This window comes from Psychrobacter arcticus 273-4 (genome assembly GCF_000012305.1).
Lineage (GTDB): Bacteria > Pseudomonadota > Gammaproteobacteria > Pseudomonadales > Moraxellaceae > Psychrobacter > Psychrobacter arcticus.
Genome location: NC_007204.1, coordinates 1,418,584 through 1,434,245, shown reverse-complemented (window position 1 = coordinate 1,434,245; position 15,662 = coordinate 1,418,584). Strand labels below are relative to the sequence as shown.

Sequence of the window (15,662 nt, the reverse complement as noted above, 5' to 3'; positions counted from 1 at the left end):
CAGTTAATTAAGCAAGAATAAAGAACATTTTAGATACATATAGAGATATACTGGCAATCATTATCAATGACGAAACATAAAAGAGAGAGTTGCCAGTATGAACCATGTTTATCGTGTTGTTTTTAACCGTTCTCTAGGTGTCTATCAATGTGTATCTGAACTTGCCAAAACTTGTGGCAAATCTTCTGGGAAATCATCAAAAACCGCCGCAAAAAATGGCTTTACTTTACGTGCGTTATCAACTGCTCTATTTAGCGTACTCGGACTGAGTATAGCCAGTGTGACTCATGCCACTACCTATGACAATGGCGCAGTAAACATTGTGGATAATGGGTATACTATCGTTGACGATATCGTAAAAAATGATGGCACCATTCTGAAGAATAATGATGTGAATACCTATAATTATATGCAGATGAATGGTGATCAAGAGTTACCTTCACGTCTTCTTATTACAGACAAAGGAGCAGTGCAGACTAACCAGTTCATTATCTATAACAATGCATTAGTAGATATTGAAGCTGGAGGACGTTTAGAAGCTAACTCTATATATACGAGTAACTACTACGGCCCAAATAATCAACAAATAGCTAGTGATACTAAAATTAATGTCAATGGTTCAGGTTCATTACTGAAGGCACAAGATTGGCTCTCGATTCGTTCTCAAAATTCAGAAACCACGCTTACTGTAGAAAATGGTGGCACAGTCGAAGCCAACTATCTAAATATATATTCATATAGCTATTTTGATGAAAACAATCAATTAACACCTGCTGATACCAGTGTCAACGTTGATGGTTCAGGTTCATTACTGAAGGCACAAGGTTGGCTCTCGATTGGTTCTCGAAATTCAGAAACCACGCTTACTGTAGAAAATGGTGGCACAGTCGAAGCCAACTATCTAGATATATATTCATATAATTATTACAATCAAGATAATCAACCAATAACAACTAGCAAGACTAATGTCAACATTGATGGTTCAGGCTCATCCCTGAAGGTTCAAGAAGATGTGCGTATTTCCTCTGAAAATTCAGGAACAAGTACACTGACCGTAAAAAATGGTGGCACAGCCGAAGCAAACTCTCTAGGTATATACTCATATGGTTATTATTATCAAGATAATCAGCCAATAACAACTGGCGAGACTAGTGTCAACGTTGATGGTTTAAGTTCATCCCTAAAAATTCAAGAAGATGTGCGTATTAGCTCTCGAAATTCAGGGACGAGTACACTTACTATAGAAAATGGCGGTACGGCCGAAGCAAACAATCTATATATAGGCTCGGATGACTATAACAACTCTACCAGCACTGCTAGTAAGAGTGTCGTGAACGTCAGTGGTAATGGCTCATCACTAACTGTAAACAATCTATACGCTGGTATAGGAGGTAAAGGTCAAGTTGATGTTACCGATCAAGGCACACTAGAAGTGACTCGTCAGTTGCAGCTCGGTGGCTCTGATACTGAAGGCGCAAACGCAGTAGGTGAATTGACAGTAGATAATGCTACTTTGATTGCGCCCGCTACTGTCGTAGGTGCTTTTGGCAGCGGTACATTAAATATTGTTAATAATGGTGTCATAAAGACTCAAAGTATCGAAAGATTTGAGAACTCTGCAAAATCGGAAGTCAACTTTGATAACGGTACATTAAAATTAACAGGATCTCAGCCAGAATTATTCAGAAACTTCACGGGTGACAACCTCATTAATTTAGGTGCGGGCGGCGGTACGATTGATACTGCTGGATTTAGCGCGGGCTTATTTGAAGACACCACTCTAGCAGGTAATGGCGCAGTCATTACAGGTACTGGAGACTTCACCAAGACAGGTACTGGCTCTCTTACTATGGCCACTACTGCCAAACAGTGGACAGGTGCTACTAACGTTAAGCAAGGTACACTGCGCCTCGATGGCGACTACACCATGCGTGATGGTGAAATACTAGGTATTGGCCTAAATAGCCTTGATGACTATGGTCAGCTTGTCGTGAATGGTAGTGCTGATATCACAGAGGGTCAACTCAATGTCAATGCCTCAGAGGCTGTACAGAGGCTAAATGGTGCGACCGTTTGGAATGATATCGTAAGAACAAGCAATCTTATTGGTAATTTCGAAAGCGTTACTGATAACAGTCAGTTAGTTGGTTTTGTAGCAGACTATAGCACTCCTAATGCTGTCAACCTAATAATGGTGCGCCAAGACAAATTCGTTGACACTATTCAGAACCAAGCCAATCGTACAGGACTCAGTCTTGCTGGCGTTCTAGATCGGAGTATTGATATTCGATTAGCCAATAATACTAATGAGCTTGCCGATGCTCTCATTAGTAGTACTATAGGTTTCAATCAATCTCAGATTGCTGCTGCTGTTAATGAGCTACAACCCTTACTCATGGGTGCTAGCAATCGTATAATTACTGATGCCAACATCGTTATTAGCAATGCCATTACTGAGCATAGCTTGAGCTCTTCTAAGCGTGGACTTTGGGCACAAGCGCTTGGTAGCAACATTAATCACGAAGAAGAAAATGGTACTACAGGTTATGATGCTGATAGCTATGGTGGCATCGTTGGTATTGACACCCCGATTAACAGTAATTTAAATCTTGGTATGGCTGTCTCTTATAACGACAGTGATGTTGATAGTGATAGTCAAAACCTAAACCATAAAATGAGCGCAAAAAGTTGGCAGGTACTTGGTTATGGTAACTATGCCGTTAGTGATGCTACTCAGGTTAATTTCCATGCTGGGGCAGGTAGAAGTAATATCGAAGGCGAGCGTTACTTGAGCATTCTAACAGATGCTGTTGCTCAGTCTGATTATGATGTAGATACTCTTCAAGCGGGATTTGGTATTGGTCATCGAATTGGAACAGAAAATCGCAATATTACACCATTTGCACAAGTTAATTATGCCCAAGCAAAAAGTGATAGCTATCGTGAAACAGGTGCTGGGGTCTATAACTTCGAAGTTGATGAAAACACCTATGAATCTATGCGTTGGACAGCAGGTATAAAAATGTCGCAAGCATTAACACCGAAAATAGCGCTTACTGGTCAGCTGGCTGCCGCTATTGAGAATGGTGATCAACGCTCCGATATTACAGCAAGCTTTATCAGTATGCCAGAAGACAAGTTTACTACTGTCGGACAAGAAGTAGGTCAGGAGATAGGCATTGCTGGTATCGGTATACGTTATATGCCAACAGCTAATACAACCCTCTCAGCAGGTTATCGTGGTGAGTGGCGAGATAACTATGATGATCAAGGTGCAAACGTTGCATTGCAGATAACGTTTTAATCATTGATATAACTATCTAAAGTCTTAATAAACAAGAAAGCCTGATCTCAGAGTAACTGGGATCAGGCTTTCTTGTTTTGGTTTCATTTTGGAATGAGGATATCGGTTCAAAGTGAGGCACTATTTAAATTTCTATTTATAATCACGCTTATAAAATCGTGCAAAAAACCGATAACGGCGTAGGGCGCGTGGTTTAGGTTTTAGGGAACCTAAATAAATGGCAAACATAGTGAGTAGCGCACCACTCCACTGTAGGGTGTTGATAGGCTTATCAAGCCAAGTATAGTCAATCACCAATGCCGCAACGGGCTCGGTCAATAATAATAATCCAGTTAATGCCAAAGAGAGCTTGGGAATAGAGTAGGCGATAAGCCCCCATGCTAGGCACTGCATTACCGTACCGTAAATCAATATCCAGCCAATATCAGACCAAGTATTGGGCAGCATATTACCCATATCAAAGACAAACATCGGCACAATCATTGCCAGTACGCCCCCAATACTAATCAGCTGCATCAGCATGAATGTCGGCGTCGGCTCAGTATCATGGGTTTTACGGATAAAGGTCATTGATGCTGCGAGCATGGCCCCTGATACGATACCTGTAATAAACCCCCAAGTAGCAGCCTTGTTTTGTGCAAATTCAGGGCTACCAATCATTGCCACACCCAACATTGCCAAGACCAAGCTGACGAGCTGTAATATAGATTGGCGCTCATTAAAGTATAGAAAACCAATGGCTGCCAAAAAGAAAATCTGCAAGCTGTTGAGTAAGGTTGAAATGCCAGGCCCCACCGCATAGATACTCTCATGCCACAGCGCCAAATCCAAACCCAAAAATGCACCCGATAATAAGCCATAAAAAATGGCACGCTTTGAGCGAGGCAGCCGCTGTCCTGTCATTTTTGCTAATACCGCAAAGACCACACCTGAAATAGCCAAGCGCCAAAACGCCATCGCCCAGCCACCGATGTCAACGTGAGCGACGATTAAGCTACCCAAACCAAAGATCACACAGCCAATGAGCAAGCCAGTAGCAGCGGCGCGTGAAGAGGCAATAGCCATAAGGCGTCCTTATGTCATGATAGCATGACGATTTTCATTTCATTTATTATTTAATAAAGACGTCATCTTTACCGCAGGGTGTATTGTCGATGTTTTGAGTTAAAATTGAAATGCTTTGATATTGTTTATTTCTATTTTAGGATGATATTTTATGCGTGTATAGAATATACGCTGCACTGAAATGAATACTAAGCGGTGCTTAAAACGTGATATGAGTCTACAATATATAGTCGGTGAAAAGTAATATCGATACAACCAGTAGTACGGTAGCGACTTTAAAGTATTTCAACGATAGTAATATCCTTACAGGAATATCATTGGCGTCCTCGCTGCGATTTGTTACTCTCATTTCTGTTTTTATATTGTAATATCATCCGCTTAAAAAAACTAATATCCTTAAAGCACTTCACTTAAACCATCTCATTTAAATTGCCCTAACAGCCCTTATTACTTTTAGCTTAGGTTTGCTTATGCCCCAACGTACCTTATCAAAACGACCGCTGTCATTAACGAAATCTGAAGATCAGTCATCCATAATAAGGCACTGTGCTCTGATGATTGCCATATTAGCAACGGCGTTATTTGTCATGTCAAGTGCCCAAGCTGCCAGCTGTAAAATTCCTAAGAGCTATTATAAAAATGTCTCTTGTACTGCCAGTAGTGGTTATTTCTTAGCAGTGAAAGACTTTGGTGCACCCGTAGCACTTATCAATAAGCAAGGTAAAAGCCTCGTTGACTTATCGCGCTATCAAAAAGTGGATGCAGATAAAATATCAGCAGGTCTATTGCCTGTCATGCGTAATAGTCATGTCGGTTATCTGAATATGCAAGGTCGTGAAGTGATTCCTGTGATGTACGATGTGCTAAATGACGATCAAGGCTGGGCGCGCCCCGTATCTGAAGGTCGTATTGTGGTCAAACAGGGTGGTCATTATGGCGTCATCGACACTGCCAATAGGACTGTTGTACCATTTTCGGCAGCGATTGGTGATATTGATGATTACCGCGGCGGTATGGCTCGTGTGCGTAAAAACAAAATAATCAGCTGGCTTGATAAAGAGGGTAATACTAAGAACGCCAATACTCAAAATCATAATGCTAAAAAAGATGATGCTAAAAAAGATGATGCTAAAAAAGATGATGCTAAAAAAGATAATACTAAAAGTGATGGTGTTAAAAGCGCCGCAAACAGCCACGTAAATAATCGACCCGCTGCTAGTAAATCAGAAGCTAAGCCTAGCGCTCGCGCAAATAGCACACAGGAAAATCCCGCTTCTATAGCAGTTAATCGCTTTACTACGCTGCAGCCGCGTCAACAAGAGGGTAGATGGGGTTTCGTTGATGATAATAATGTGACTATGATTACATATTCTTTCGATGAAGTACGTCCATTCTTGGAAGGGCTGGCAGGCGTGCGTATCGATGCAGAATGGGGCTTTATTAATCTTGGCGGCGAGCTTGTGATTCCTTTTAGCTTTAATGATTTTGATGACTTTAATAATTCCGATCATAAGAGCCTCACTCTTGATAGCAGCTATAAAGACAAGCCTTCCTTTGTGTTTGTAGAGGGTAAGGCTTGGATTGGCAGCTTAGAAAATGGCAATAAGATGTGTATAGATAAAGAAGGTACGGCGGTCGCTTGTGATTAAATCCTAATAGTATGTTTTATTTTGACCAAGAAAAGAGCCTATAGCAATCATGATTGCTATAGGCTCTTTTCTTTAGGCGGAAAATTTCACAAGCTAACTTATTAAAACTATTTTTCTAATAAGTGATTGCTAATTAAATCAACCATATACGGCTGATAGTACTCAGGAATATCGTGCGCCATGCCTTCAATCAAATGAAATTTGGCATTAGGGATGGTCTTGGCAACGACTCGACCTTGTGAGGCAGGCAATAATCCATCTGCGCTACCGTGTAATACGATCGTCGGTGCTTTGACTTGCTTACTAAAGCGGCTGATAGAGCCTGAAGCCAAGATTGCATTGAGCTGTTGTACCGTACCAAGTGGATGGAAATTACGCTGATAACGTATCTTAGCAATGTCACGTACCATGCGTACATTTACATGACCTGGCGTGCCCACAGTCTTCATAAACCAAACGCTATGGCGCACGATATCGCGCTCAGAATGGCTCTCAGGGCGATTAATTAGCGTGTATAGCTGTCTAGGCTTTGGTGGTTTTAAAAAGGCACGGTTGGTTGTGGTAAACATCAACGCCATCCGCTGCACTAGGCTTGGATAACGTGCCGCTACGATTTGGGCAATCATACCACCCATAGAGGCGCCAAGCAGGTGTGTTTTGCTAAGTTGTAACGCCTTAATTAAACGTGCGGTATCTTCTGCCATATCGGTCAAATTGTAGGCAACCTGTGTGCCTTTATTAGACAGTCCCGTTTGCAATCGCATCATCATTTTAAGCTGGCTGATACGGGGTAGACCATCAATCTGTACTTTAGAGGACAAACCAATATCACGATTGTCAAAACGAATCACAAAAAAGCCGGCATCAATAAGGCGCTTAATAAAGTGGTTTGGCCAAAATATCATTTGCGAGCCAAGCCCCATAATCATAAGTAATGGTGGATTATTAGGATTACCACCAGCCTCAACACACAGCTCGATGCCGTCGCCGATATCTATCATGGCTTGATAAAGATGCTCACTAAGATCTGATGCGCCCCACTGGTGCTCACCAAATTTTTGCCATTCAGGCGTCGGGTAGCTCAAGCTGCTATCCGATGGTTCAGGCAAATTAGCAGCCTTATTAATGTCGTTTTTTTCTGTCATGAACGGTCCTATCTAAAAGGTCATCGGCTTAAAGTTCTAGCATCTCAAAATCAAGCTTGCCAACGCCGCATTCTGGGCACGTCCAATCATCGGGGATATCATCCCATTTGGTGCCCGGTGCGATACCTTCTTCGGGGCAACCGAGGGCTTCGTCATATATCCAGCCACAGACAATACATTCATAACGTTTCATAAAGAGTCCTATCGATTATTACCAGTGTTACCATACGTTTTTAAGGTGATATTAATGGCACATCAAGAATGATTACCGTCAATATTTAGACTGTAAAAACGCAGCTAGTTTAGCATATAACCGTTGTTTTCATAGTTAAGTTTACACTTGTATATTGAGATTGATCAGTGTTTATCAAGTCACTATGCCTGATTTTATTCACTCAAGCAGTGATGTCTTTCCTTATCTCAGCGCAATATTAAAGGCGATTATGCTATAGTCGGTGAAAAGTAATATCGATACAACACGTACTACTGGTGCAAATTTTTCTTGCTTGCTGTGCCTACGCAGACAGAGGCTGCAAAAAATTTACACCAGCAATACGGTAGCGACTTTAAAGTATTTCAACTATATAATAGCCGCCGCTAATTTTCCGATGCATATATTATTTGCTATGGTTACATCATTATCTAAGGTATAGACGTTAAGGGTTATTATGAGCGCAAACACCGCTGTTACGGCAGCTGATACTGCAACAGAGTCATCGAATACGCTCAATAGCGATCATCCATTTTGGCAAATCATTCGCACAGTACCAGACTTCCCCAAAATCGGCATTGATTTTTATGATATTACACCGTTACTACGCAGTCACATTAATGAAGTCATTGATGCGCTGCTTGCTGTATTACCTAAAGGCATAATGGACGAGGTAGATTGTCTGGGTGCTGTTGAAGCCCGCGGATTCGTGTTTGCAAGTTTGTTGGCAGGACGTTTGGGTAAAGGTATGATTTTACTACGCAAACCCGGCAAGCTACCGCCGCCTGTTGCCAATAAAGCCTATGTGTTAGAGTACGGTAAAGATACCCTTGAGATGCAAAACAATTTGCCACCAGAGCGCGTGCTATTGGTTGATGATATTTTGGCGACGGGCGGCACACTGACCACCGCTTATGAGCTATGTCAATCAGTCAATCATACGGTAGTGGGGGCATTGGTCTTATTGGATTTGGTGAATTTACATGGCGATTTTCCAGTGCCTGTTTATACGGTATTAAAGGCGTAAATGACCGGCAGTTTTACTTAAGTAAGGTGCGATCAAAGCCAGTTTTCTATGGCTTTGAAATGATATAGTTGAAATACTTTAAAGTCGCTACAGTACTACTGGTGTAAATTTTTTGCAGCCTCTGTCTGCGTAGGCACAGCAAGCAAGAAAAATTTGCACCAGTAGTACGTGTTGTATCGATAGTACTTTTTTAGCTTACTTGTACCTATTTTATTTGTGCTATTTGGCTTGCTCGTATTTTTTGCAAGCTTGTTCTACTAGTATACGGCTGATAGTTTTTGGAGCGGTAATTTTAAAGTCTTTGGTTGTCAGGATTGGTTTTTCTGATTGCCAAGACTTTATTACTTTGTCGTCAGCTGTATAATAAACGTATGCCCGTCTGTAATAGCTAGCATCCTTACAAGAGACAAGCCATTGCTGATCGCTATGATGAATGCCGCTTTCTTTACTGTCACTCGTTGTACTTTTTGGTGCAGGGTAGGTTCTACGAATGGAGACCGTAATATTGTCGACCTGCTTTTCATCAAGGATATTGATGTCTGAGCGTTCGATAGAATCCAAATCTAAGCGAAAAAAGGAACCGCTCTGACTTTCTGCTACTTTTGACCAGTTTACTGCATGAGCACTAATCGCAAGCGTACTGCTTGCTAATATCACTGCTAGCCGTTTCATAATTAAGCCTTGCTTCTAGTCATTTTAGGTCGCTCATAATAGCCAACTTACTATGAGCAGGCAAATCTCTTTTATTACCTGCTGCGTACACCCATGTAATATTTCCACTGTTTTATAGTGTTTTTAGTGAGTCATTTTCAAGCCAGATGGGCTTGGTCATACACTCATATTAATCATATATATAGCTTAGCTGCGCATACTTGCTAGCATATGGGCAAGCTCATCACGCGCACTGATAAAGCCGTCAATGCCTTTGGGTAATAGATCTTGAGTGATGGTATCCTGCTGATAGGCGTGACTGAATTCTTCAGCGCTCAAGCTAACTCGCGTCATATCTGTCATGTCCATCGACATACTTTCTGATAATTGACGTGTAACCTCGATATCCATTGCTGCCAGCTCATCAATTAGGTTGGGTGCAATGGTTAATAAATCACAGCCTGCCAGCGCCAATATCTGCTCAGTTGAGCGAAAACTTGCGCCCATCACCTGCGTTTTGTAGCCATGCTGCTTGTAGTATTGGTAAATGAGCTTGACCGATTGTACGCCCATGTCATCAGAGACTGGTATGTTTTGACGGTTTTGCTGGCGTTTTTGCCAATCCAAAATACGTCCAACAAAAGGTGAAATTAAGGTCACACCAGCATCGGCACAAGCGATGGCTTGATGCTGTCCAAATAGCAAGGTGAGATTGCAGTGAATGCCTTGAGTTTCGAGGTAGCGGGCAGCTTCAATACCTTGCCAGGTTGCTGCCATCTTAATCAACACGCGCTCTGAGTCGATACCGGATTTTTGATAGGCTTCCATAAACGCCAATGCCTTATCAATGGTCGCTTGTGTGTCATAGGACAAACGAGCATCGACCTCAGTTGAGACGCGCCCCTCGATTAAAGATAGAATATTGCAGCCGATTTGAATGGTCAGCTCGTCAATCACGGCGTCGATATCATTTCTATGGCGACTCATGGTTTCTGATAATACCGCTTCATTGTCAGGATGAATCAGTGCTTTGGTAATTAGGCTTGGATTGGTGGTCGCATCGATAGGTTTTAGACGCTCAATGGCGGCAAGATCGCCTGTGTCAGCGACAATGGTAGTCATAGTGCGAAGCTGTTGTAATGCGCTCATCAGATATCCTTGGTATTATTCATTAATGGTGTTATTTTTTATAGATGGTTGCGGTCTAATTATGTATGAAATCCTGTATACATTTAAACTGTAACATAGATTTGGGCACATGTTACTTGATAGTTTTAGCAGGCTGAGCTCATATATCGCCTAACTGTGCTAAGATTTATAGCGATTTGCCGCTTTACGCTCATTTACGAATGGGCACTGTCCGTAGTTTTTGTTATAGTAGAGCCGGTCAATGATTGAGCTTTGCAAATACTATGGACTTTATCATGAACATAGTAAATTCAAATTAAAAGACGATACGATACTATAATGTGCTAAAGCTATGGACTTTTAGTATAGTAATAGTAGTAGCCCGTTACTATAAATGAAGTATTTATAATTATCATTCACAAGTAGTTATACTTAACAGTAATAAAATTTAAAAAAGGATAGGCGGTAATGAGTGAGCAGTCACCAGAACAAAAAAATGATAATCTAAACCAAACCACCGCAAGCAACAGCGCTACAGCAACGGATAAAGAGTTTTTAAATACATTGCGAGGCAGTATCGATGCGGTAGACTGCGAAATTCAGACGCTGATTAACAATCGTGCCAAATTGGCTCAGCAAGTGGCGACCGTGAAAAAAAATCACATTGCCAATGATCCTGCTGCTGAAAATACCAACCCTATTTTTTATCGTCCAGAGCGTGAGGCGCAAGTTTTAAAAGCCGTCATGGAGCGTAATACCGGACCTATCGCCGATGAAAAAATGGCACGTTTGTTCCGTGAGATTATGTCGGTATGCCTTGATTTAGAAGCGCCGCAGCGCATTGCATTTTTGGGTCCAGTAGGTACTTTTACCCATGCCGCTGCATTAAAACACTTTGGCAAAGCTGCGGATACTGTACCGCTCAATACTATCACTGATGTCTTTCGTGAAGTCGAAGCGGGCACAGCAATGTATGGCGTCGTGCCCGTTGAAAACTCATCTGAGGGCGTCGTTAATCATACGTTAGATGGCTTTTTATCCTCTACTCTAAAAATAATCGGTGAAGTTGAGCTGCCGATTCATCAAAACTTTTTGGTCGCTGAGCATACCAAGATTGACGGGTTAAGCCGTATCTACTCGCACCAGCAATCGTTAGCACAGTGTCGTCACTGGCTTGATGTGAATTTCCCCAATGTCGAGCGTGTTGCGGTATCGAGTAATGGTGAAGCGGCACGTCGCTTGAAGAATGAGTGGCATTCAGCAGCGATTGCAGGTGACGTGGCGGCTGCAGAGTATGATTTGCATAAGCTGTATTCAAATATCGAAGACAATCCAAGTAATACTACTCGTTTCTTGATTATTGGTCACGAAGCGATAGAGCCATCAGGTCAAGACAAAACCTCGATTATGGTGTCAGCGCATGACAAAGCGGGTGCTCTGATCGAAATCTTAAAACCTTTATCGTATCATGGCGTGTCGATGACCAGTATTGAAACGCGTCCTGAGCGTCCTAATAAGTGGGCTTACGTTTTCTTTATCGATATTAATGGGCACATTGCAGACCCAAATGTGAGCGCCGCTATCGCTGATATCCGCCCATTGGTCAAAGATTTACGTGTATTGGGCTCTTATCCAAAAGCGGTACTATAAATTTGATGATTTCTGTTAGTCAGTGTTTTATTAGCATTAGCAGCAAACGCTTTATAAATTGCCTTATCATAAATAGCGGTCACTAGTGACAGTGATGGGCTTGGCCAATAATAGATGGGTTATCACATCCAAGGATCAATCATGCAGTCTACGCAATCGACAGAGTCAAACTTATTACCGCTCGTACCTGCTTATGACAGTATTTTGGCGTTGGCGCCGTATCAAACTGGCAAGCCTATTGAAGAATTAACGCGTGAGTATGGCGTCTCAGATGTGGTAAAACTTGCCAGTAATGAGAATCCGATAGGCTGCTCACCGCACGTCACGCTAGCGATTACTGAGCAGATAGGTCAGCTGTCACGTTATCCTGATGGCAATGGCTATTATCTAAAGCAAGCGTTGGCTGATTTTAATGACGTCAATGTTGATCAGATTACTTTGGGTAATGGCTCTGATGATTTGCTCGATATCTTGGCGCGTAGTTTTGTGGGTGCGGATGATGCAATCGTTTATAGTCAGTATGCCTTTGTGGTCTATTCGATGTTGGCAAAAATGCAAGGTGCTATGGATGTTGAAGTTCCTGCTCAGCGCTTTGGACACGACCTAAAAGCCATGAGTCAAGCGATTGAGAATAACTCCAATACCAAAATCGTCTTTATTGCCAATCCGAACAATCCAACCGGTACCCAGCTTGAACATGGTGAGCTGAGAGAGTTTGTTGCCAGTGTGCCAAGCTCGGTACTGGTGGTATTAGATGAGGCTTATATCGAATATAGTCCTGAGAGTAATAATCGGGCACTGTTAGATGAATTTGATAATGTGGTCATCGTCCGCACCTTTTCTAAAGCTTATGGGCTGGCAGGTCTGCGTGTCGGCTATGCGTTAAGCTCGGCAGCTGTGGCAGATTTACTCAATCGTATTCGTCAGCCATTTAATGTTAGTAGAGTAGCGCTCGCGGCAGCAGCAGCGGCACTTGCGGATCAAGACTTTATCGAAAAAACTCGGCTGATAAATGACGAGCAGATGCATTGGTTAGAAAAACAGTTTGATGCACTGGGATTGGGTTTCATTAAGTCACATGCCAACTTTATTATGGTCGAAATCGCAGTTGAAATGGAAGATACAAACGCTGCTGTTATTTATCAGGCCTTACTTGAGCAAGGCGTTATCGTGCGCCAGCTGGAGGTTTATGGCTTGTATAATTGGTTGCGAATTAGTGTAGGGGTCGCAGAAGACAATATGCGTTTGATTGATACTCTGCGTTCTATTTTGACCGATGATTAACGAAATTTTTGCTAAGTTTGTTTTGCTAAGTTTGTGATGAATCCGCCATTAAATTTTATAAGACTTATGTTGTTTTGATTGATTCAAACTAACATAAGTGTGTTTAACGAGATAAGCCGTGAGTAGCCAACAGAAAACCCAACAGTATAAAAATTTAGCCCTTTTAAATGCTCAGTCGCCACTATTTAATCAAGTTTGTGTGATTGGGCTTGGATTGATAGGGGCAAGTATTGCTCAAGCCATTAAAAACAATGGTTTGGCTGAACGTATCGTTGCAGTTGATAGACACGAGCCAAGTCTAAAGGAAGCTATCCAACACGGTTTGCTAGACGCTGGTAGTGTCGTCTTAAGTGAAATTGTATCTGGCAGTGACTTGATTATCATTGCGGTGCCAGCACAAGCGGTGCAAGCGGTATTTATAGATATCAAAAATGCAATGGACAGTGGTTTGCTTGCTACTGATTGCATTATTACCGATGTCTGCAGTACTAAAGTCAATATCATTGACGCTGCCAAAGCGGTGTTTGAGACATTGCCTGTAGGGCTTGTGCCTGCACATCCGATTGCCGGTGCTGAAAATTCGGGGTATCATGCACGCCGCGCCACATTGTTTGTTAATCATAGCGTTATTATCTGTGAGCTACCAACGACCAGTCATCTGGCAATTGCAAAGCTAAGCCAATTATGGGAAGCGGTAGGGGCTAGCGTCATGCCGATGGAGGCCGCGCATCACGATGCGATATTGGCACATACCAGTCATTTGCCGCATCTGTTGGCGTTCAATCTGGTTGAGCAACTGGCAAGTCATGATGATAATCTAGATATGTTCCGCTATGCCGCAGGTGGCTTTCGTGACTTTACGCGCATTGCTGCCAGCGACCCTAAAATGTGGCATGATATATTTTTTGCCAACCAAAGCGCGATTATAAGCGCCCTTGATGAGTACAGCGTTTATTTAAGCGATATACGTCAGCTTATCATTGATAAAAATTCAACCGCCCTGATGGGACTTTTGGGCCGCGCGCAAGCCGCACGGCGACATTTTGGCCATATGTTAGCCAGCACCCCTTATACGGATACTTCTGCCATGTCAGCTTCTTATAATATTACCCCAAGCAACACTGTCTCTGGCACTATTACCATTCCTGGTGATAAATCTATCTCCCATCGTAGTATTATGCTCGGTAGCCTTGCAACCGGTGTGACCCACGTCACTGGATTTTTGGAAGGGGAAGATGCTTTAGCTACTTTGCAGGCTTTTCGTGATATGGGCGTGATCATTGAAGGTCCTGACAATGGTAATTTAACCATTCATGGCGTTGGTATGAATGGCTTGAAGCCAAGCAAAACGCCACTATATATGGGCAATTCTGGTACCAGTATGCGTCTGCTAGCAGGTATTTTAGCCGCGCAAGCGTTTGATAGCGTACTGACAGGTGATACCAGCTTGAACAAACGCCCAATGGAGCGTATAGCAGCGCCATTACGTCAAATGGGTGCAGTCATTCAAAGTACGGGTCAAAAAGGCACTGCGCCGCTCAGTATCACTGGTCGAGATAGTGTAGGTACACCACTACAAGGTATAGAGTATGATATGCCGGTCGCTTCTGCACAGATTAAGTCGTGCTTGCTACTAGCAGGGTTGTGGGCTGAGGGCACGACGACTGTTACTCAACCTGAAGTTAGCCGAGACCATACTGAACGAATGTTATCGGCATTTGGCTATCCTGTGACTGTTGATGGCAATCGCATTAGTGTTGAAGGCGGCGGCACGCTAAAAGGCGGTGATATCGCGGTGCCTGCTGATATCTCTTCAGCGGCATTTTTTATGGTCGCTGCTGCAATCAGTCAAGATAGTGAATTGACTTTAAAACAGGTCGGCATCAATCCAACGCGTACCGGTATTATTGATATTCTAAAACTGATGCAAGCGGATATCAGCCTGAGTAATGAGACTCATGTTGGCGGCGAGCCAGTGGCAGATATTACCATTCGTGGCTCAAACTTGGTTGGTATTGAGATACCAGAGTATTTGGTACCGTTAGCCATTGACGAATTCCCGGTATTATTTATTGCTGCCAGCTGTGCCCAAGGTCGTACTATTTTAACCGGAGCAAAAGAGTTACGTGTCAAGGAATCAGATCGCATTGCGGTGATGGCGGAAGGCTTGCAGACATTAGGCGTTGATTGTACCGTTACTGAAGATGGTCTAATTATCGAAGGCAAAGGCACGCAAAGTCAAAATAGTGACATCAATAATAGTCAGCCGGTGTTTGGAGGCGGAGATATTGTCTCGCATCATGACCACCGTATCGCTATGAGCTTTGCCGTTGCAAGTTTACGTGCCTCGCAGCAAATTAGCATTGAAGGCATTGAAACCATCAATACCAGCTTCCCAGGATTTGCAGAGCTTGCCAATCAAATTGGTATGTCTATTGACGTTGTGAGTGCTTAAAGCGGTATCTTTATTCTATCTGTAGTAACCCTGTGTTCTTACCACCCAATTGTCATCCATGATGAGAATTGGGTGAGGGCACGCTTTGCTCTA

Annotated in this window: 11 protein-coding genes; 6 read left to right on the top strand and 5 right to left on the bottom strand. The window is 42.7% G+C overall.

Annotated features, from left to right (window positions below):
- Positions 1-97 precede the first annotated feature (97 nt).
- Positions 98-3,304, top strand: a complete 3,207-nt coding sequence (locus PSYC_RS06215; protein ID WP_011280467.1) for an autotransporter domain-containing protein — start codon at positions 98-100, stop codon at positions 3,302-3,304.
- Positions 3,305-3,436: 132 nt separating this feature from the next.
- Here PSYC_RS06215 and PSYC_RS06210 read toward each other — a convergent pair whose 3' ends face one another.
- Entirely contained in the window at positions 3,437-4,369 is a 933-nt protein-coding gene (locus PSYC_RS06210) for a DMT family transporter (protein WP_011280466.1), read from the bottom strand.
- Between the two features lie 554 nt (positions 4,370-4,923).
- Here PSYC_RS06210 and PSYC_RS06205 point away from each other — a divergent pair.
- Positions 4,924-6,018, top strand: coding sequence for a WG repeat-containing protein (locus PSYC_RS06205; protein ID WP_227500316.1), 1,095 nt, complete (start codon positions 4,924-4,926; stop codon positions 6,016-6,018).
- A gap of 107 nt (positions 6,019-6,125) precedes the next feature.
- On the opposite strand, the gene PSYC_RS06200 is transcribed toward PSYC_RS06205, so the two are convergent.
- Together PSYC_RS06200 and PSYC_RS06195 are read right to left on the bottom strand one after the other, a co-directional pair.
- Positions 6,126-7,163: an alpha/beta fold hydrolase gene (locus tag PSYC_RS06200; RefSeq protein WP_011280464.1), complete on the bottom strand. Its 1,038-nt coding sequence runs from the start codon at positions 7,161-7,163 to the stop codon at positions 6,126-6,128.
- A 28-nt stretch (positions 7,164-7,191) separates the two neighbouring features.
- Positions 7,192-7,356, bottom strand: a complete 165-nt coding sequence (locus PSYC_RS06195; protein WP_011280463.1) for a rubredoxin — start codon at positions 7,354-7,356, stop codon at positions 7,192-7,194.
- A 475-nt stretch (positions 7,357-7,831) separates the two neighbouring features.
- Here PSYC_RS06195 and PSYC_RS06190 point away from each other — a divergent pair, with 475 nt between their 5' ends.
- Positions 7,832-8,401 carry an adenine phosphoribosyltransferase gene (locus tag PSYC_RS06190; RefSeq protein WP_011280462.1) on the top strand — a complete coding sequence of 190 codons (570 nt, stop codon included), beginning with the start codon at positions 7,832-7,834 and terminating at the stop codon, positions 8,399-8,401.
- A 219-nt stretch (positions 8,402-8,620) separates the two neighbouring features.
- On the opposite strand, the gene PSYC_RS06185 is transcribed toward PSYC_RS06190, so the two are convergent.
- Entirely contained in the window at positions 8,621-9,073 is a 453-nt protein-coding gene (locus PSYC_RS06185; RefSeq protein ID WP_011280461.1) for a hypothetical protein, read from the bottom strand.
- A gap of 186 nt (positions 9,074-9,259) precedes the next feature.
- Complete coding sequence (locus PSYC_RS06180) at positions 9,260-10,201, bottom strand: transaldolase (protein ID WP_011280460.1); 942 nt, start codon at positions 10,199-10,201, stop codon at positions 9,260-9,262.
- 447 nt (positions 10,202-10,648) lie between these two features.
- On the opposite strand from PSYC_RS06180, the gene pheA reads away from it, so the two are divergent.
- The 3 genes from pheA (at position 10,649) to PSYC_RS06165 (ending at position 15,569) form a co-directional block, all read left to right on the top strand.
- Entirely contained in the window at positions 10,649-11,830 is a 1,182-nt protein-coding gene (gene pheA / locus PSYC_RS06175; RefSeq protein ID WP_011280459.1) for a prephenate dehydratase, read from the top strand.
- A gap of 141 nt (positions 11,831-11,971) precedes the next feature.
- The gene (hisC, locus tag PSYC_RS06170; protein WP_011280458.1) at positions 11,972-13,114 is read left to right on the top strand and encodes a histidinol-phosphate transaminase; all 1,143 of its coding nucleotides are present in this window, start codon (positions 11,972-11,974) and stop codon (positions 13,112-13,114) included.
- Between the two features lie 118 nt (positions 13,115-13,232).
- The gene (locus PSYC_RS06165; RefSeq protein ID WP_011280457.1) at positions 13,233-15,569 is read left to right on the top strand and encodes a bifunctional prephenate dehydrogenase/3-phosphoshikimate 1-carboxyvinyltransferase; all 2,337 of its coding nucleotides are present in this window, start codon (positions 13,233-13,235) and stop codon (positions 15,567-15,569) included.
- Positions 15,570-15,662 lie beyond the last annotated feature (93 nt).